We start from the raw sequence: 18,759 nt of genomic DNA on the forward strand, positions 1-18,759 counted from the left end.
TAAAACTGCTAGGACAACCATTGTTTTTAACTGTTAATTTATTGACCAAAGGCGCTTTGCGCCGTCTGGGTGACAATATTAACCAGAACATAAGCTCCCAAGGTAACGGCCAAGCCGATCGCCGAATAAAAAATCGTCTTTTTTGATTTTTCCAAATTCTCAGGGTTACCGGTGCTGGTAATGTAACCGACCCCGCCCCAGACAAAGAAAAGAGCGGCCAGGATCCCGGCCAGAGTGACCAAGATTTCGATAATGTTGGTCATGAAATTTTGGACTTTGGAAACGTCGTCAGCTTGGGCCTGAACTTGGGAAGCAAAAATTAAAGCAGTTAAAACGAAAGATTGCAGCGTCAACAAGATTCTCATCACTCACCTCCTTTACTAATAGGCAGGCGATAAATAAAAAAACTGCCCTCTCGGGCAGCCAAACGCTGAACTCTAACTATTTAGCTTATAGCAAATTGTAAAGTAAAAGTCAAATTTCACTCCAATTGAGTAAAAAACTCTTTTGGGGTAAAATACGAAGTATGAGGGGCTTTTATGCCAGCAAGTACTGATCTCGTTAGCCGGGCTTTTGACCTGAAAGTTCGCTATTTGGTTAAACCTCTTCCCGAATATTTGGCCGATTTAGAGTCGGTTTTAACTAAAATTAAGTCGATCTATCCGGCCACTTATCAACTACATTTTAAAAGAATCAATATTGGCGCCCAACAGACCGCTGACTACCTCAATGAGAAAATTATTCGAGAGAAAAAAGTAAAAACCGTAGATTATGTTGGCGAAATTAATAAAGGCGTTAATGATATTGACTTGGTTATCAATTTTATTAGCGGTAAGAGATTTGATGTTTCCTTAAAATTCTATAAAAAGAAAGGGCGTGTTAATTACTGGAATCCCACCCTGGATAGTTTATTAAAACATTTAACAGATAAAAAATTTAGGGAATATTTGGACGATCGAAAATTAAAAAAGTACCTTCAGGAAATGGCTAATCTTAAGGATATTAGTTTAGCCTCAAAAAAAATTACCCCTTATTGGGTAGCGGAAGCGGTTAATATTTTAACTGCTTTTTCCCAAAAAAACCAGAAAGTTTTTAGAAATAGATTGGCGGAAAAATTAGGCTATATCAATTTAAGCCTTACTTGTATCGTTGATGAGAACGGAGTTTTTAAAGAACTAATTGATGTGCATCCTCTACTAATTGAGAAGCTGATTAAAGGAAAGGGAAAGTTGAAAATCAAAGCTCACGGAATCGCAATAAGAATTTTCCTGGATGACCAACTCCTGACCGATTTGGCTGTTTACGCGCAATCTGCCTCTGGTGGGAGAACTGGAGGCCTGAGGATCGCCGCTTGGACGCCCCACTCCTAACGAAGATCAATTGGAAATAAATTCTCAAGTTCAGTTTTGGAAATTTGAGTGTTACCTGTGATATATTGAATGACTTTTAATTTGTCTTTCGATCTTAGCTGCTTGACGAGATTTTCAGTGGAGATTTTAGTTTTGTTCGGGAGAAAGATTACGTTGACGTGATTTTCACCAATAAATTTCATATTTGGAGGAACAACTGCCACTTTTAGCTTAGCTGAATTAACTGCGCCAGTGATTCTGTTAACGACAATCGCAGGCCCGGTATCATAATTCTTTGTTTTGATGTATTGGGGTTTTTTAGGATTGTTTGTTAACCTTAAGCCCTTTGAAGTAATGTTATGAGCCCAGATTAGGGGAATTCCCTTTTTAGAATCTTTAGTTAGTAAATTTTTATTTTGATTCCAAACCAATCTTCCTGTTTTAACTTGAAAACCTAAGTTAGACAATGTTGTTTTTCCTTGAAAAGATTTCTTAAGATAAGCCGGATTTTCTGTAAAAATTGTAATGCCGTTTTTTTTGAAAATGTAATTGCCTTTGTTTTCCCCCTTTTTTAACACAAGCAACATTGTTGTTTGAAGAGCTTGATGAAATAGTTTTGGGCTATTTAAGATTGAGAGATACTCTATGTTTGAATGTTTAATAATATATTTTCTTAGGTCAGCAAAATAAGCCCCATTATTCATTGAAGGTGGAAGCACGAAAGCTAAATAACCTCCAGGCCTTAATAAATCTAGGCTAAGTTTGATAAAAAAGGCAAATATATTGGGTCGGCCACTGACGACTTCCTGGTATTTCTTTTTAATCATATTTTCAGGTTTGAATTCAAAATAAGGAGGATTACCGATTATAAAGTCAAACTTTTCTTTTGTTGTGTGCTTTAAGCTATCAACAGTCTCAAGATTTGCCCGGGGAACAACGACGCGAGCTCTTTTAATTAATTCTTCTTCGATATCCCAACCAAATAAAGAAGGGTTTTTAAAATATTTACTGGCTGTTAATAAAAATTCTCCAGTACCGCAGGCTGGGTCCAAAATTTTAAGACCCTTTTTATTTTTGGGCAATTTTTTAAATAGTTTTTCCCTTATTGAGCGGGGAGTAAAATATTGTCCCTTAGTTTTCCTATATTCACGATTTGTATTTTGAATATACTGGATTGTCAGTTCATGGAATTCTTCTCTTAACCTGGAAAGAGAAAAGCCATTTGTTACTGATAAGTCAGTGGATTTTCTTATTAGACCACAGAATTTTCCTCTAATCTCTAGCTTTTTAGGAGAATATTTTTTGAATTTTTTGCTCCGAGGCTCCAAGAAAATTTTACCACCGCTTTTTCTAAAAATTTTCAGCGTGGCGCCTTTTTCCGTAATAGCAACTACAGTATCCCCGGATTCAGCGGTTATTTGATGCCTAATAAGCACGATGTCGTTATCAATTATACCCATGTCAAACATGCTGTCTCCAACGACCTTTAAGGCGTAGTGAGGAAAGCGAGTATCAAGTTTGATATTTTGAGGAATTTCTATGTCTTCTGGATTTTCGATAGGTTCTATTGGTTTACCAGCGGCGATATTTCCCAACAAAGGAATTGTTTTGGTTTTATTAGTGGGTATGATGCCGCGGTTTTTATAAGGAGCTCTTTTCAAGTAATCTTTTTTCTCTAGTTCCTCGACAAAATACTGGGCAGTGCTGAGGTTAGTAGCGCCGAGGAATTTGGCGATTTCCTTTAGCGAGGGAGAATATCCGTTTTTAGCGATAAACGAGGTGATGAAGTCGAGCGTTTTCTTTTGCTTTTTGGTTAAAGGTTTTAGCTCTTGCATCTACAGTAAGTTTATGATAGATTTACAGTATTGTCAAGTAGGACATAATTGAAGATAAAAATTAAAATGAAAGAGGCAGAATACGACAAACTAATTTCCCAGTTGGAAGCGGAAGCATCATCCGTTAAATACGATTTTCAGATTGCTGACGCGATCAATAAGATTATTGAGGAGCAAAAAGGCAAGCTAACCCCCAGGCAGGAACAGCAACTAAAATGGGAATACTTGCTATTTAGGCTTATGACCAAGAATAGTTTTGCGTCCGATGGACTGAAAACTGAGCGGTTCAAGCCAATGGCAACATTTACAGATGGCTCGATCTTTCCTGACCCAGACGGGTTTCCTGATACAGCACTTGGTTATTTTGAATCAAGAACGGTTTCTTCTACTAACCCCATCCTCAAAGCTAGATATTTGGACTTTCTGTGGGAAAAATCCAAATCAAAAAATAAACACCTTTTTGCCCGCGAGTCTATCGATCAATATCTGTTAACTGTTGATGAGTATGACAACGAAGATGCCATTATGGAAAGGCTGGACGGACTTCAGAGAGCAACTGAACTCTGTCTAATTTTTGAGTCTAAACTTCCCAAGAGGCCCCTCACTAAGAAGGTAGTAGCCAAACTTGTTGAGCAAATTGATAAAACTGCTCAGACAGGTAATTATCGCTGGTTGATAGAGATGTTTGAGTTAGTGCTAGCGTTGCCGTCTTTCTTTTCCCAGAAGCAAATAAAAGATTACATTGCTTTATGCAAGGCTGCTGCCGCTCACTACCATTCTGACCAAAACTTTCATCTTCAGCGTAGCTTCCTCGATCTTAAAGCAGAGATGACCAAATTGCTTAAAATCTCAGTAGTTAAACAAAAAGCGATTCAAGAGGAAATTGGGCAGTCCTTTATCGACGAAGCAGAGGCAAAGTCTGCGAGCGGTTTGGTTAAAATACACTTCCTCCAGGAGGCAATCCAGCATTACTCTAAACTTGGAAACAAACAAAAAGTCAATGAACTAATTGCTGAAGTAAAGGCTGCTACTAAACAGGCAATCGATAATAAGGAATTTAAGGAACTTTCTTCTACCATCAAAATTGACTCAAAGGTTATCGAAAAAATGAAAGCTAGTCTTGGTACGGGCGAAGAAGTGCCAGAAAGAATGGGAACACTTCCTACTTTTTTTCCCAACTGGGATCACGCAGTTAAGCTAACAGCAAAGCTCAGTAAAAAATATGTTTTTCAGCATTTGGTTGGAACGGTTCATTATGGCAGCCGATATCCTATTAGCCGTCCGCAGACTCCAGAGGAGGTACAAGAAGACCATGTTATGCAGAATTTCAAAATAGAAGCAGAACTTGCTTTAAAATGGCTTACTGGATTTCTTGCGGAATTGATAAAAGAAGGCAAAGTCTCGTTAACAGACTTCCAGAAATTTTTTTCTAAACTTCAAGTCGTTGATAAAGATACCTACGAGACGGTGTTGGTGGGTCTCGATTCTTATTTTAAGGGCGACCACTTCCATGCTGCCTATGTTCTTACATTGCAACTAGAGGATTTTTTAAGATACTTATTGGCTGTTTTTGGAGGTCAAACAACAGTTCCCGAAGCGGGTGCATTTAGAGAGAAAACTCTCGGCTCTGTGCTTGTGGAGCTAAAGCCTTATTTTTCAGATCTAGTTTATCATTACATCTCTTGGGTGACGGAAGATTATCGGGGATTTAATTTGCGCAATAACATTGCCCACGGGTTCTTTAAGAAAAAACATGCTAATCCGATTTACTCAACGGCTATATTACACATTTTCTGTCTCCTGATAGCCAATACCAAAATCTCAGTTAAGGAGCAAAAAAAAGATGAAAAATGATGCTCTGATTGCCAAAAGGCTCATTGAACAAACTTTGACCAACTGGGTCAATCCTGAGATTGAAAAAAGGAAGAGCGAAGATAAACTTCCATCGGATTTTAGGATTAAGGCTGCTCAGGTAATTTTTTCAGTAGGCGGGCCACCTTTAGTCAGAATCAATAGCGAAGTTAAAGTTATTATAGAAGCCAAGTTTAATCGTCCTATTGAGAAAGGCGAGGCGGTTTTGAATAAGGATATTGAGGATATACGCTCTTTTCGCCTTATTGATGAAGAAAAAGATTTTGGACATATCACCATCGTAAAACTCACAAAAGGTTGGTTTGTGGGCTTTAGCTTTATTTATGATGTCTCGAAATCCAAAGAAATTTATGATATAGCCATTGAATTTATGAAGTCTGCTCACGCTGAACTTGAGGCCAAGAGATATCGTCCTTTTGTAGAAAGCGCTTTTGTTGCTGCCGAGAACCTTGCTAAGGCAAGAATTTATCTCCTTCCCGATCAAGAAATTAGGAAGACAAAGACCCACGGCCTCGTGCATGGAAAGGTAAATAGATATGCTCGGACGAGCAGTATCATAAAGACTGATCAAAAAGATGTCTTCAATGAACTGAAAAAATTAAGAGAGAGGGCTCGTTATGACCCAAGGTTTAGTATGGAACACAAAACTGCAGAGGAAATGTTCGAAGCGCTCAGGGAATTAAGCAAGGAGGTTTTTCGCTATCTTGTTAGATTTGGTGAATTATCTGATAAAGCAAGCAGCGTTAGTTAACAAATACCAGAAGTTGTTGAGTTTGTTTGGCCGTGAACTCTGGGTATTCTCGGTAGTTTGCCCAATCTATTCTTCCGAAATCATACCATCGTTCGAGTTAACAACAAAACAACTTTCTTTCTAATGGTATAATTGGGACAGAGCAAGTTCATGGAATTAGGGCAGGTAATCAAAAGAGTCCCGGGCTTCAGAAGTGGAAGCAAAATAAAGGCGGGAATAGCCTCAGTCTTCTACTTGCTCGCAATTTTTTTCATCTTGCTGATTGTTGTCCCTCCTCCTGAAACTGAAAAATCCCAGATTGAAGAACAAGCGGCTACGCCCACTGAAGGTATTCTGGAATCTGAGACTGAAGAAGAGAGAGAAGAAGTTTTAGTTGCCAGGGTTATTGACGGCGACACCATTGAGATAGAAGGGGGACAAAAGGTCCGCTACATTGGGATAGACGCACCGGAATCGGTTGACCCGAATGAGCCGGTCGGTTGTTATGCCCAGGAAGCTTCTGAGAAGAACAAAGAGCTGGTTTTGAATAAAAAAGTCAGGCTTGAAAAAGATGTTTCTGAAATGGACCGATACGGAAGACTGCTCCGTTATGTCTGGGTTGGAGATTTGCTGGTCAATGAATATTTGGTCAGGGAAGGTTACGCTCAGTCGAGCACCTATCCGCCTGACGTCAAATATCAAGACAAATTCATTGAGGCTCAGAAAAAAGCGAGGGAGGAAGAAAAGGGCCTTTGGAGCATTGACTGTGATACTTGGGGTCAATTCACACCTACTCCAAGGCCAACTCTTAAGGCTACCCCGACACCGACTCCAATTTCCAAAAGCACAATTTATACATGTGATTGTTCAAAAACTTGCACACAAATATCATCCTGCGAGGAGGCCCAATACCAACTTAATGTTTGTGGATGTTCAGCTAGAGATGGGGATAAAGATGGGATAGCTTGTGATGGCCCCCCTCTTAATTGCCAGAAATGAAAACTGTATTTTATTTCAAGAGACCTTGCTAATTGTGTCACGATTATCAATAAAGCGAAACAAGGTTCCTCGCAAAGCGAGGGTTCTTATCAAAAATTGAAGTTGTTCGTAGCGCAGGGCATTAAGCGCTGAAATCTTGGTGGCTCGTTTAGCGGGATAAATACCAGTGACGATTCCCACCAGAAGCGAAAGGAAAACAATGGCTAATCGTGCTTCAAAAAAGAAGATAAAAAAACCTCGGAATTACAAGAGAAGACGCGATATGAATAAAATAATTGCCTTTAGTGAAGAAAACCTAAAATCGATATTTTATGTAAGAAGAGGAGAAACAAAATATATCGGGTCGAGAGAGTCAACGATCCTAGAGTTTAAAGAAAATTTTAACTTTGGAAGTTTAGGAAAATATGCAAAGATAATGGCATCTTTTGCCAATACGAAGGGCGGGTACATTGTTTTTGGGATCAAAAATAGTCCCAGAGAAATTATCGGAATAAATTTAACAAAATTTGAAAACATTGATATAGCAAAATTGACAGGAAGCCTTAATGACATCTTCTCACCCGCGATTGAGTGGGATATAAGGTCGCACAGATGGAAAAGTAAAGATTTTGGGATCATATACACACACGAAAGCGATGAGAAGCCGATTATTGCTACAAAAAATTATAAAGACATTATTAAGGAAGCAGAAATCTATTTTAGATACTATGGGAGAACGGAAACAATTAAATTTTCTGAGTTAAAGCAGATTATACTTGAAAGGTCAGATCAGGAAAAAAGGGCATGGATGGAAGTTTTCAAGGAAGCCCTAGAAATTGGCCCTAAAAATGTGGCCCTACTAGACACTTTTAAAGGAAAGATTCAGGGTTTGGGTAAAACAGTTTTAATTGATGAAAAACTACTCCCAAAGCTTAAATTTATTAAGAAGGGAGAGTTTACTGAAAAGAAAGGCGAGCTTACCCTAAAGCTTGTAGGAGACTTAAAAACTGTTCCAGTTGGATTACTAAAAGAACGAAAGGTTATTTTGGGAGAAGATATTTACAGATATCGTGCAAGTAATGTTTGTAAGGTAGTTGAAAAAGAGATTAAAAAACAATTCAGAGTCGGGTCAGAGCATTTAAAAGCCTGGAGAGTCCATAAAATAAGAGAATCTGGAAAACCATCAAAATTACCCTTTAGAAATGAATATTGTGAATATAAAGAGGCAGAAAGAGATTATCGCTACTCGAAGGCCTGGATAGATTTTCTAGTTGAAAAGTATTCTGACCAAAAAAAGTACAATGAACTAAAGAGACTACCGCAAAATCCACGTGTCAAATGAGTATACCAAACCATTTTTATAGCGAAATATGATTGATAATAAAGTCGGAAGTGATTGGCAGAAAAAATTTAGAAATCTATTTGAAAGTAAAGACTTGATTGTCGTTCCGCTCGATAAAAAGAGCAAGAACAGAAGATGTGTGGATTTTTGGGTACACAAAAAGATAGACTATCAGGAAGGTTTTCTATGTGAAGTCAAATCTGTTAACGTCGTTGGATTTGATGAAGAAATAAAAGCGCAAATAAGTTCTCGGGATAATAAGTTTTGGGGTTCAGTTGGGAAAAATGTGCGCGAACATAACTATGATCATTATGGTGTTGAGAGTAAAGTCAGAGAACGGCTGATTGATGCTTTAAGCCAATATGAAGATTCATACTTAAGTCGCTTTAAAATAGTAAAAGAAGGAAAGCCTTTTGTAGTGGCTATCGGATTTGACTTTACCGCATTTCCCAATCAAGTAAATTTTTCTCAACTTCTTCAAGAGTTCCCGCTTGTTAGTGCCGTGTTGACACTTGAAGGGAATGATATGGAAACCTTCAAGGTTTACACAAACAAAATTTCGAAAATCTCTTTTAGATCAGCCTGTTTTTTAAACTAATAATATCTATTATAATCCAGACAGATGTTTCCAAGAAGAAAAATCCTTACTGTTTTCTCAATTATTGCCGTTTTTTTCTTGATAGCCTTGGGTTTAAACGAAAGAGCAAGAAATCACCGAAGATTCGTTTCCACTTTTTCTGAAATGGTTATTAGCACCGATGAGGCCCTTTTAGACTTCTCTGAGGTAGATGTTAAATACTTGAAGGGTGAAGAAACTGAAGAGAACTATAAAACAGCCTGGCTTGACCTTAATTACAAACTAGAACAGGTTAAGCAACAGGATGATAGGCTTCAAAGCCCACCAAAGGAGCTAGAAGAGCTTGTTTCCACCTATCGGGCGGGATTATATCGGGTGCTTTCGGTAACTAATGACGTGGTGGACTACCTTAGTGGAGAGACAGAAGACCCAGTTATCATCATCAAAAACAGAGAAACATTTGAAGAGGGACTGAAACTATTAAGGGAAGTGAAGGATAAACTACAGCCCCCAGGGAAGATAGTTTAATTTCTTTAAACAAAACACCCCCTTCGCATAAATATTTCATTATGCTCCCAAGCTACCTGAAAAATTCCATCATTGCCTATGGTATGTAGTAACCAAATCCAGGACTAGCCGGACTCTTGTATATCAGGCCATGTTCATCAAGTGCTGGGTCGTTGGATACCTGCTGGATGATAGCGAATGCGCCCCAAATTGCTGGTCCGATTTCGACTCCATCGGCCGTATACCAAGTTCCACCTATGTTTTCTGCGTCGGCAGGAGCGGCTACAATCTTAACAAAGTATTCCCAGTGTGAACCGTCTTCGTTAACTCCCGTTTGATGGTTAGTAAGCCATGCCCCAGAGCCAATGTAGGATGTGTAACCATAGTAGCGATCCAACAAATAGTCATCATTACAGTCTGTATTTGACAGCCAAGCATCATTCCACTTCATCACTAGATCGACGTCACAGTAGTCACCTCCAATAACTCGGTCGTAGTCACAGTAGCGGCCATTGAACATGTGGGCCTGATAGTTGTAACCATATTCATCGTATCCTGTTGTTAATAGTTCTCCCGTCGAGGCATATAGTTCTCCACTTTGAATGGTTTTGCAAGCTGGATCTGGCTTAGCTCCAAACACTGGGACTGCGGCTAAAAGCAGGGCGGCGCCAGCGGCTAAAATTGCCCATTTCTTCATTCTTTTTCACCTCCTTTCTTTATAAAAAAACCAGCCCTAAAGCTGGTTGTTATTAATAATTGGGCAGGAAATAGAGAAGAATTTCCTTTTCACTTCCTCTACCATAACAAACGCTATAAGTCTTGTCAATAACTCAAAATACATGGCACATCTGTCTTCGCTCGTCAAGGGTTTTCAATAAACTGCGCTTCGCTTGCCCTTGACTTCACTTCGCCAGCTGTGCGGTTGGACATCTATCGGAGGCAAGGCCTCCACAAAAAAAATTATTAAAATGACCATCACTCAAATCCAAACCGCTATTTTAGGCTCACCGGAGTTTGAAATAAAACCAGAAGCGAATTACAAGCCCAGGGTTTCCGCTGAGCACCTCTGCCTGCTTTGGCTTCTGAAGAGAAAGACCGGCAAGCCGATTACCAAGCTGGTGGCCGAGGCGATTGACCTTTATTTAGAAACGGTTGACTGGCCGGAAAGGAGGTGAGACTAGATGGAGCTATTGACCAGAGAGCTTGAAAAAAGATTTGCCAAAGTTGGCCGCCAGGAAAACAAAGAGGACCCGTTGGTGATTGCCAAGTTTTTTAATCCGGCCGGAGCCGGCAGCTGGTACGCCACCGAATACGACCCGAGAAAGAAAATGTTTTTCGGGTATGTGTCACTCTATGGCGACGGGAACGACGATTGGGGCTATTTTTCCTTAAAAGAACTGGAAGATTTCGAAAGCCCGTATGGAACCGGCATTGAAAGGGATCTTGAATTTGGGGAATGCCGGTCAAGTAAGATTGTCACCAAAGTTTGGCCAAATATTGAAATCGCAGAATAAGAAAGACTTCTCTCGTTAAATTACGGCATAAATGGTTTTTTCCAGGTTGAGGGTTCAAACATGAGGTCAACAATACGAGGATCAACGTCAAGGGTGTCAGCGAGTTGATTTCTGAACTTGGGATAATCCTCGTCAGTTGTCAGAATAACGTATAATTGTGTTATGAGAGAAAGGGTTAAACAGGCAATAGCAAAAAGGTTTTTGGATTTTTCCATGCGCGGCAGTCTCGATGAATACCTTAATCCTACCCAAGAACTTAGCAACTTTGGAAAATGTTTGGTTAAAAAAGTAGTCCCCATTGAGAATCTAGACCGAGAGCTAGTAATACTTGACTGGCCCTGGCTGGAGAAAGAGCATCAAGTCGACATGGCAATCTATTCAAAGAAAGGAAAATACCAAGAAGGCAGTCCTGTTCAAGTCATTGAGGCAAGAAGTGATTTTGATAAAGAAATAGAGGGATTCACCTCGACATTAAAAAATCCACTGACGGGAAACTACACTACTGTTACCCATATTTATTTAGCCCGGCCAATGGAAGGACAAAAGGATTTACTAACAGATATGCAATTAAAACCAGTAAATTCCCAACTAGTTTCTGGGTTAGACCCGGTAATAGTCGGAAGTCTTGAAGGCTTTCCTGGCTATACTTAATCCTCCGCAGAGACTGTGATTACCTCATTCAGGCCTTAAAATTATAATTCCCTCATCTCTCCTACCCTAGAATGTCGAAGTAAGACTAAGGCCTGTAACTTCATTCTCAGGTGTCAATAGGATCCCACCTAGAGGGTTTTAGCTAAAATTTGGATGCTGGAAAAGAAAATAGGTTGAGGGTTCAAACATGAGGTCGACAATACGTGGGTCAACATCAAGAGCGTTCGCTAGCTGATCCCTCTTTTTAGGGTAAATCTCATCAAGAGAAACGAGACCGTTTTCCAAAAAAGCGATGAAGCCGGGTTCAACATCAAGGTAGGCGGCGGCAACCTCTGGGGCTATCCCTTGACCCTGACGAAGAGCTTTAATAATCACACCTGCCTTACATACTAGTTCAGCTTCCTGCCGTTCCGCTTCGCTACCTTGCAACTTTTCGTACAGATTTCCAGAGCGTTCCACAAGCTCATCATTCCATTCGCGAGTGAAACCGTCTTCTTCACCGCCTGCTAAGAGAATTTCAAAAAGATCGGATCCTATGCCAAGTTCCAGAAGCTCCACTACTTCCTCTGGCTCATATACCCTTTCTGAAATAGCAATTTCGCTTAATTCTAAAAGTTTCGTTTGGTCTAAAAAACTCGCTTCCTTAATTGAGTCCAGAAGTTGAATGGCTGTTTCTTGATCGGAAGAAGCAATGATTCCTAAAAGGCTGGATTCTCCGCTAGACTGGGCTTCATCCATTTCACGCACCCTACTTTTTAGCTTCGATAATATTGGCTGCTTTTCGGCATTAATTTTTTGCTGCTCCAGGCGCCGCCCTTGCCAGACTTCGGCAATTTCTTTTGGCAGTTCGGCAGGAGGTCTCAATTCTTCGGGATTGATAGCCATGTAGCTTATTATATCAGATAGATCAATTTATCTTTATAAAAATTTAAATAATCCTCAATGGTTAAATAATTGCCTGCCAAACCTTCTTGCCTACTCCCTCTTTTTTTATTTTCCCTGCCGTGGTTAAAAAGAACTGAATTTCGTAATTTTCTTCATCTTCCTGGGTTTCCCTGATGAATTTGTTTAAATATGCTTGCATGTATCTGTCCGAGCAGACTAGGAGAATGGTCGGGAAGGGGTGGCGGGTGGTTTTCTCCCAAAAATTGGATTGATAATAATTAAAAAATCTAAAAAGACGATGCCGCAAGGCATAACGGGGCGTTTTCCTGACAAACATTTCCAAAAAATATCTTTTGGTTTCACCCTGCGGCTCTTTGATGACGAAATACAAATCCGGCAGGGGTTCGGGGAGATAATCGTGTTTAGCCAAATCGGTCCGGTGGAAAAATTGGAGTTCGGCCTTGTCTTCCAAGCATAACTTGACCAGATGAAAATAGATATCAGCTAGGAAAAGGCAGTGGTTGATGAATTTTCTTGAGCGTAAGTTTTCGCGATAGATTCGGTTAAGCAAGGCCTGGTTAATTTCTGGTTCTTTTCTCAAAACACCAGCCGCCTTTGACTTCAGGTAATAAATGGCTGGCTGGATGTTTTCTCCAAATTTTCGGGAGTAGATTCGACCAAGATACTTTTTCTCGGTTAATTCTTTCAGCCAGGCATTGATTCGCCCGGGGTTTTGGTGGTTGAGGAATTTTTGAAGATGATGACGATTGAGAAAGCGGAAGCGATATAAAAGAGTGAGGATTTCTATTTGCTTTGAGGTTGGTTTTTTTGTTTGATTCATAAGGTCGTTGGTGTTGGTTTATTTCCCCCAACTTTTGGCTGTTGACGTTTCTCCTCCTTATTTATAAGGGATAAGGGGTAGTGGTTATCGTCATTTTTAAGGCTAAATTCATTGATTTTTTGTGGTAGAGCGCTACGACAATTTTCAGGGCAGGATGTTCCCCGTTTGAGTCTCAGTGATTAATTTCGGTTGTAACTTTTTGTTTATCTCTTTGCTTTTCACTGCTTGTTTTTTATAAGGCAAGGTATAAAGTTTTCTTGACCGCTCGATGATTTGATTGGTTCTTTGATTGTCGAGGCTGGCAACCACGGGCGTGGTCACTCCAGAAAAAGGCTCTTCCGGATTAAGGGCGCTGATTTTGATATAGAAGTTAAACGAAGGCAGACTGGCAATTTCCCCTTTTTCGACGTAAGGCGAGAATTGGGGCAGAATCAATTTTTCGTCTTCTGGGTTGGCGGTTCGGAAGCAAATCACCGTCCCGGTGTTGGCCAGAGTAACGTTGACCAACGACCTGTCTTCAATCTGAGAAGTGGTCTGGTGAGCCATAATGGCATTCAGGCGGTATTTTCTGGCTTCTGACAGGATTTCCGCAAAAGCGGTGGTGGCAAAATTCTGAAACTCATCAACGTAAAGATAAAAGTCCTTTCTCTCCTTGTCGGTTACTCTGGCTCTTTTTAAAGCCGCCAGCTGGATTTTGGTCATGATGAGGATCCCGAAAACCTCGGAAGAGTCTTCACCAATCCTGCCCTTGGAAACGTTGCAGAGCAGGATTTTTCCGGAAGATAAAATCTCGTCAAAGTTGATGCTGGATTTTTCCTGCTCTAGAATTCTTTTGGCGGTCGGCGAAAAGAGGAAGCGGCCGATCTTATTGGTAATCGGCGAAATCATTTTCACCTTCTGGTAATCACCGGCTTTGGCAAACTCATAGCGCCAAAAATCTTTCAAGTTTTCATCATCCAAACTTCGGACAACCCTTTTGCGGTAAGGAGTGTTAATCAGCAGTTTGTAAACCGTAAACAGGGTTGGGTTTTCGGTGGCAAAAGCGGTGTGGATGGTGTTTCTTAGGATATATTCCATTCTCGGTCCGGAATACTTTTCCGAATAGATTTTGTGAAACAGGGAAATAATGCTTTCCGTCAAAAATTCTTTTTCCCGGAGGGCATCATCTTCGTTCAAATCGGGTGTTAGCTCCAACAGGTTGAGACCAATCGGGTGGCTGACGTCATCCGGGTTAAAATAAATAACGTCGTTGACCCTTTCCTGGGGAATGGCAGGTAAAATTTGGTCGATTAAATCTCCGTGAGGGTCAATCACGCATAATCCCTTTTTGTTTTTAATATCCTGCAAAATCATCGACAAAAGCAAAGTCGATTTGCCGGTGCCGGTGGCCCCGAGGATATAAATATGCCTTCTTCTTTCGTCTGCGGTTAAACCGATTTTAGTGTCCGTCCCGCCATAAGTGTTTTTGGCAAAGACAACATCAAAGCCATCTGCCTTTTTTAAGGAAAGCGGCGCGGGCAGTTGCTTGCTGTGCTGTTTGACCAAATCTTCGGTTTTAGTCTTGATTGTAAAGGGCAAATGGTAAATATCGGCTACTTCTGAGGCTGACAGAACCGAGTTGCCCAATAAACCAAGTAATCTGTTTCTAAACAAATAAGCTTTGGTTTGTTTAATTAAACCGTGTTTAAAGTTGAAAAAAGAGACCAACGACTGGTAATGGGAATTATTAAACGAAGAAAGGGCGGAAACAAAGCCCTTAATCCGTTTATTTTGCTTGGGGCGATTTTTACTGACAACCAGCAGACGCAAAGAAGTCTTAAAAAGCTGCTGGTCTAGCTTGTCTTTGATCATCTCTTCCAGTTCCTTTTGGTAAGCGTCGCCTGCTCTGCTGTCATGTTTTAATCCCTCAAGATGCAAAAGCGGCCCTTCCTTGCCGCCAGTGACTAAAAATATCAAAAACCCAAAAGGAATAAGGAATAAATAAAGAATAAATCTCAGCAATAATTTAAATGAGCTGATTGCTTGCTGGTTTAATTTCAAGTTTTTTAAACCGGTTAGCAAGTCGCTTCTGGTGGAAATCAGACCGGTGATTGTTCTTGCCTGTTTTAAATCGCGTCTGTTGGCCGGAGAAGCAACGATTTGAAAAGAAATTAGTTCGTCTCTGTCCAGCTTGGTCATACTGCCGGTAATATAAGCAATGGGGTCGTGTTCTTGAAGCAGTCTTTGATTTTTTAAGGGATAAGCAAAGTGGTTTGATTGTTTAAAGCTAGCAATCTTAAATTGGTTGTTTTTAAATTTTTTTGGCAAATAGTCGCCAACCCGATTGATACTAATTCCCGGAAGGTAGGAAAGAAGACTTTTTTTAACCAATTCTGCGTCTTCATCGTTAATTCTCAGCAGATACCTGATACCCTCTTTTTTGGTGGAAACAATTTCAAAGGCATAGTTTTTGTAGCTATCCATCAGTTTGTAAAATAGGGATCGCTGTCTGGCCAAACCATGAATAAGATTAAAAAGCTGCTGGGTGGAAAGCGGGCTTTGCAGGGTTTCGGTTAATGGTCTAATCTCGAACAAGACAGACTTTTGCTTTAGCTCTAGTCTAATCAGCAGGAATCTTAATAAGGCATAGATAGTCAGAAGGAGGATGAAGGTTGAGGCTAAGATAATAAGTAAGTTGCCAAGGAAGGAAACTGGTAGGAGTCTTAGGATTTTATTAAAGGAAAAGTCGATTTGAAGAAAAGAACTAAAAACAAGGCTGTTCTTAAAAAAATCTACTGATTCACCAAAAATCCTCATAATTTATCCCTCAGGCAGGATGATTATGAGGCAGGTTGCTTATTAGTATACTACATCTAACAAGGAATCTAAACCCCTTTTCTTTTTACTACTTGACAAGCTGTTTTACCCTTGTTATACTATCCATATATGGATAGTTAATAAACTAAAGATATAAGATTCGAGGCTAGGTTAAGAGTAAAATCCATGAGTAAAGAGCAATTTTCAAGAAATAACAAGAAGGAAAAGGGTAAAAAAGAGGACCGGATGAAGATATTTGCCAACTTCCTCGTCGACAGAATTATCGAAGAGCAGAATAAGGCTAAATTAATTGGGGAATAGTCAAATGGGTAACCTGCCAAAACCTGAAAATGCCGTTGCCGCGATCAGAATCTCTTCTTTAAAACAAGGGCTTCAGGGCGATTCACCGGAAGACCAAAAAGAGCAAATCGAAAGGTTTGCGGAAAACCACAATATCAAGATTAAAAAGTTCTTCATCTTCATGGAGAGCGCTTCTAAAGAAGAGCAGCCGGTCCAGGAAGCGATTGATTACTGTAAAAAGCCAAAAAACGACATCCAGCTATTCATTGTCAAATCGATTGACCGCTTTACCAGAGGCGGGTCTTATCTCTATGACCATCTTAAAATGCAGCTGGTTAAATATGAGGTCAAACTGGTTGATATTTACGGGGTTATCAGCAGTCAGGAAGTAAACACTTTAGAGCATTTAAACATCAAATACGATTGGAGCGTCTACAACCCCACTAAAAAAACGGAAATTTTGGAAGCAGAGCGGGCCAAAGACGAAATGAGAGATATCATGACCAGGATGATTGGCGCCGAGATTAGGTACGTGAGAATGGGCTACCGGGTGCGACAAGCCCCCTTTGGCTATGTCAATGAGAAAGTGGAAACCGCTCATGGCAAGAGAGTCATCTTAAAACCCCATCCTAAAGAGTCAAAATGGATTATCAGAATGTTTGAGCTTCGGGCCAACAGCAGCTTAAGCGATCAGGAAATTGTTGACAAGCTAAACAAGTTGGGCTTTAAAACCAGGAGGCGCTATCGCCGCGACCCTAAAGACAGAACCAAAATAATCGGCCAGACGGGAGAGTGCCCGCTGTCTTTAAAAGCTCTCTGGAAATATATTCGAAGTCCTATTTATGCCGGCGTCAACATTGAAAAATGGACTAAGGACAAACCAGTAAAAGCCAAATTTAAGGGTTTAGTATCGGTTGAGACTTTTAATAAAGCTAATAAAGGCAAGGTTATCATTTCCGAAGAAAACGGCCAGATAGAATTCTGGAAGAAAAAGCCCCCCGACCATTTGCTTTACAAATCGGTTAGAAATCCCAAATTTCCCTACAAAAGATATGTTTTGTGCCCGATTTGCGAAAAACCTTTATATGGCAGCGCTTCCCGGGGAAGGCTTGGCAAATATTATCCTGCCTATCATTGTAATAAGCGGGGCCATTATTTCCGGGTGCCAAAGCAGGAATTTGAAGAAACGATTGCTGGTTTTGTCAGCAATTTGGGCATCAAACCAAAGTGCGTCAAAGACTTGAAAAAGTATGTCATTGATTTATGGCAGAAAAAAATGGAAAACAGTCAAAAGGACAATAAGCAGATAGACCGGAAAATCAAAGAACTGAAATCTTTAGCCGAGATAACCGCTGATAAGATTAAATACCTTGAGTCTGCTACCGCCATTAAGTACATGGAAGAAGAGCTGGTTAAAACCGAAAAAGAGATTAGAAACCTCCAAGCAGGCAAAATAGAAAACAAAGAAAAAGACGTCAATATGGAACGAGTAATGGAGTTTGTCGGTTACTTTCTGGAACACTTGGAAGAACTGATTCTCGGAGGCTCAAATCCTCTGAAAAGAGCTGATTATTTTGGGCTTATCTTTGAGAAACCGCCTACCTACGAAGAATTGGTTTCTGGAACACCAAAATTGGCTCCATTTATCGAACTAAAAGACGATTTTGGCTCCTCTTTAGTCCCAATGTGTGAGCCCGGAAGGAATCGAACCTTCGACACCCTGCTTAAAAGGCAGGTGCTCTACCGCTGAGCTACGGGCCCTCGTTGCTTATTTTAGCAAATTTGTGGGTCTCCTACAAGCGTGCTATACTGACTCTATGCTCATTTTAGGAATTGATCCAGGTACAGCCGATACGGGTTTTGGGGTAATTAAATGTAGTCGAACCGAAATCAAATTGGTTGATTACGGTAAAATTCAAACTTCTAATAAAGATTCATCTTCTAAAAGACTTGATTTGATTTATGAACAAGCCACTACCATCATTCGAAAACATAAACCTCAAGTTTTAGCCATCGAAAGTCTTTTTTTTAATGCTAATGCTAAATCCGCTTCAGCTGTTGGCCAAGCTATCGGGGTGATTAAATTAGCGGCCGCCAAAAAGAAAATTGAAGTTTTTGAGTATGCCCCCTTAAAAGTAAAAATGTCTCTAACTAAAAATGGTCGGGCTGAAAAAAGACAGGTTCAGTCTGAAGTCAGAAAAGCCTTGCGAGTCAGAAAAATTCCTCGACCAACTCATGCGGCTGACGCTCTAGCCGTTGCTATTTGTCACTGGCAAGAAACTAGGAAAAAATGATAGAATATTATTTAGGAAGGGGGTGAATCATAAAACAGAATGGCTAATACTAAATTAGGTACCATTACCCACTATTACGATAAAATTGGCGTGGGCGTAGTTGATGTCCTAGCCTCAATTAAGGTGGGTGACAAAGTTAAAATCACTGGTAGTAATGAATTTGAACAGGAAATTACTTCAATGCAAATAGAACACGAGAATATTGATAGCGCCAAAAAGGGTGATCAGATTGGTCTTAAAATTGACCAGTCAGTCAAAGAGGGAGACGAACTTTATAAAGTAGGTTAA

At 40.2% G+C, this 18,759-nt stretch carries 19 protein-coding genes and 1 tRNA gene; 13 read left to right on the forward strand and 7 right to left on the reverse strand.

The genetic code is table 11. The annotated features are described in order from the left end of the window. Positions 1–38: 38 nt before the first annotated feature. Positions 39–365, reverse strand: a complete 327-nt coding sequence (locus tag VMY36_03790) for a pilin (protein HUV42991.1) — start codon at positions 363–365, stop codon at positions 39–41. A gap of 174 nt (positions 366–539) precedes the next feature. Here VMY36_03790 and VMY36_03795 point away from each other — a divergent pair, with 174 nt between their 5' ends. Then, positions 540–1,370: a hypothetical protein gene (locus VMY36_03795; protein HUV42992.1), complete on the forward strand. Its 831-nt coding sequence runs from the start codon at positions 540–542 to the stop codon at positions 1,368–1,370. Here the strand turns inward: VMY36_03795 and lexA are convergent. Beyond that, complete coding sequence (lexA, locus tag VMY36_03800; GenBank protein HUV42993.1) at positions 1,367–3,184, reverse strand: transcriptional repressor LexA; 1,818 nt, start codon at positions 3,182–3,184, stop codon at positions 1,367–1,369. The genes VMY36_03795 and lexA overlap by 4 nt on opposite strands. A gap of 48 nt (positions 3,185–3,232) precedes the next feature. Here lexA and VMY36_03805 point away from each other — a divergent pair, with 48 nt between their 5' ends. The 6 genes from VMY36_03805 (at position 3,233) to VMY36_03830 (ending at position 9,211) form a co-directional block, all read left to right on the forward strand. Next, positions 3,233–5,038 (forward strand): DUF4209 domain-containing protein, encoded by a 1,806-nt coding sequence (locus VMY36_03805; protein ID HUV42994.1) that lies wholly within the window; start codon positions 3,233–3,235, stop codon positions 5,036–5,038. Further along, entirely contained in the window at positions 5,028–5,807 is a 780-nt protein-coding gene (locus VMY36_03810; protein HUV42995.1) for a HEPN domain-containing protein, read from the forward strand. Before VMY36_03805 ends, VMY36_03810 begins: the two co-directional genes overlap by 11 nt. Positions 5,808–5,957: 150 nt before the next feature. Further along, the gene (locus VMY36_03815) at positions 5,958–6,785 is read left to right on the forward strand and encodes a thermonuclease family protein (GenBank protein HUV42996.1); all 828 of its coding nucleotides are present in this window, start codon (positions 5,958–5,960) and stop codon (positions 6,783–6,785) included. Between the two features lie 199 nt (positions 6,786–6,984). Next, positions 6,985–8,106 (forward strand): ATP-binding protein, encoded by a 1,122-nt coding sequence (locus VMY36_03820; protein ID HUV42997.1) that lies wholly within the window; start codon positions 6,985–6,987, stop codon positions 8,104–8,106. 28 nt (positions 8,107–8,134) lie between these two features. Beyond that, a complete protein-coding gene (locus tag VMY36_03825) occupies positions 8,135–8,704 on the forward strand; it encodes a hypothetical protein (GenBank protein ID HUV42998.1) in 570 nt (189 codons plus the stop codon). A gap of 24 nt (positions 8,705–8,728) precedes the next feature. Next, positions 8,729–9,211, forward strand: coding sequence for a hypothetical protein (locus tag VMY36_03830; protein ID HUV42999.1), 483 nt, complete (start codon positions 8,729–8,731; stop codon positions 9,209–9,211). A gap of 76 nt (positions 9,212–9,287) precedes the next feature. Here the strand turns inward: VMY36_03830 and VMY36_03835 are convergent, their stop codons facing one another. Beyond that, positions 9,288–9,887: a hypothetical protein gene (locus VMY36_03835; GenBank protein HUV43000.1), complete on the reverse strand. Its 600-nt coding sequence runs from the start codon at positions 9,885–9,887 to the stop codon at positions 9,288–9,290. A 271-nt stretch (positions 9,888–10,158) separates the two neighbouring features. On the opposite strand from VMY36_03835, the gene VMY36_03840 reads away from it, so the two are divergent. The 3 genes from VMY36_03840 to VMY36_03850 all read left to right on the forward strand — a co-directional run bounded on the left by VMY36_03840 (position 10,159) and on the right by VMY36_03850 (position 11,355). Continuing rightward, entirely contained in the window at positions 10,159–10,365 is a 207-nt protein-coding gene (locus VMY36_03840; GenBank protein HUV43001.1) for a hypothetical protein, read from the forward strand. A 6-nt stretch (positions 10,366–10,371) separates the two neighbouring features. Beyond that, complete coding sequence (locus VMY36_03845) at positions 10,372–10,704, forward strand: DUF2958 domain-containing protein (GenBank protein HUV43002.1); 333 nt, start codon at positions 10,372–10,374, stop codon at positions 10,702–10,704. 162 nt (positions 10,705–10,866) lie between these two features. After that, positions 10,867–11,355 (forward strand): hypothetical protein, encoded by a 489-nt coding sequence (locus VMY36_03850; protein ID HUV43003.1) that lies wholly within the window; start codon positions 10,867–10,869, stop codon positions 11,353–11,355. Between the two features lie 138 nt (positions 11,356–11,493). Here the strand turns inward: VMY36_03850 and VMY36_03855 are convergent, their stop codons facing one another. The 3 genes from VMY36_03855 to VMY36_03865 form a co-directional block, all read right to left on the reverse strand. Further along, entirely contained in the window at positions 11,494–12,240 is a 747-nt protein-coding gene (locus tag VMY36_03855; protein HUV43004.1) for a hypothetical protein, read from the reverse strand. A 61-nt stretch (positions 12,241–12,301) separates the two neighbouring features. Next, positions 12,302–13,081 (reverse strand): replication-relaxation family protein, encoded by a 780-nt coding sequence (locus VMY36_03860; GenBank protein HUV43005.1) that lies wholly within the window; start codon positions 13,079–13,081, stop codon positions 12,302–12,304. A 144-nt stretch (positions 13,082–13,225) separates the two neighbouring features. Then, positions 13,226–15,877 (reverse strand): DUF87 domain-containing protein, encoded by a 2,652-nt coding sequence (locus VMY36_03865; protein ID HUV43006.1) that lies wholly within the window; start codon positions 15,875–15,877, stop codon positions 13,226–13,228. A 186-nt stretch (positions 15,878–16,063) separates the two neighbouring features. Here VMY36_03865 and VMY36_03870 point away from each other — a divergent pair, with 186 nt between their 5' ends. Further along, positions 16,064–16,198, forward strand: coding sequence for a hypothetical protein (locus VMY36_03870; protein HUV43007.1), 135 nt, complete (start codon positions 16,064–16,066; stop codon positions 16,196–16,198). Positions 16,199–17,866: 1,668 nt separating this feature from the next. Here VMY36_03870 and VMY36_03875 read toward each other — a convergent pair. Then, a tRNA-Lys gene (locus VMY36_03875) sits at positions 17,867–17,938 on the reverse strand. 56 nt (positions 17,939–17,994) lie between these two features. Between VMY36_03875 and ruvC the strand changes: the two genes are divergently transcribed. Continuing rightward, on the forward strand, positions 17,995–18,471 hold the full coding sequence (ruvC, locus tag VMY36_03880; protein ID HUV43008.1) for a crossover junction endodeoxyribonuclease RuvC: 477 nt from the start codon (positions 17,995–17,997) through the stop codon (positions 18,469–18,471). Between the two features lie 39 nt (positions 18,472–18,510). After that, positions 18,511–18,759 carry a translation elongation factor-like protein gene (locus VMY36_03885; GenBank protein HUV43009.1) on the forward strand — a complete coding sequence of 83 codons (249 nt, stop codon included), beginning with the start codon at positions 18,511–18,513 and terminating at the stop codon, positions 18,757–18,759.

Source organism: Patescibacteria group bacterium (genome assembly GCA_035529375.1).
Taxonomy (GTDB): domain Bacteria; phylum Patescibacteriota; class Microgenomatia; order PFEM01; family JAHIFH01; genus DATKWU01.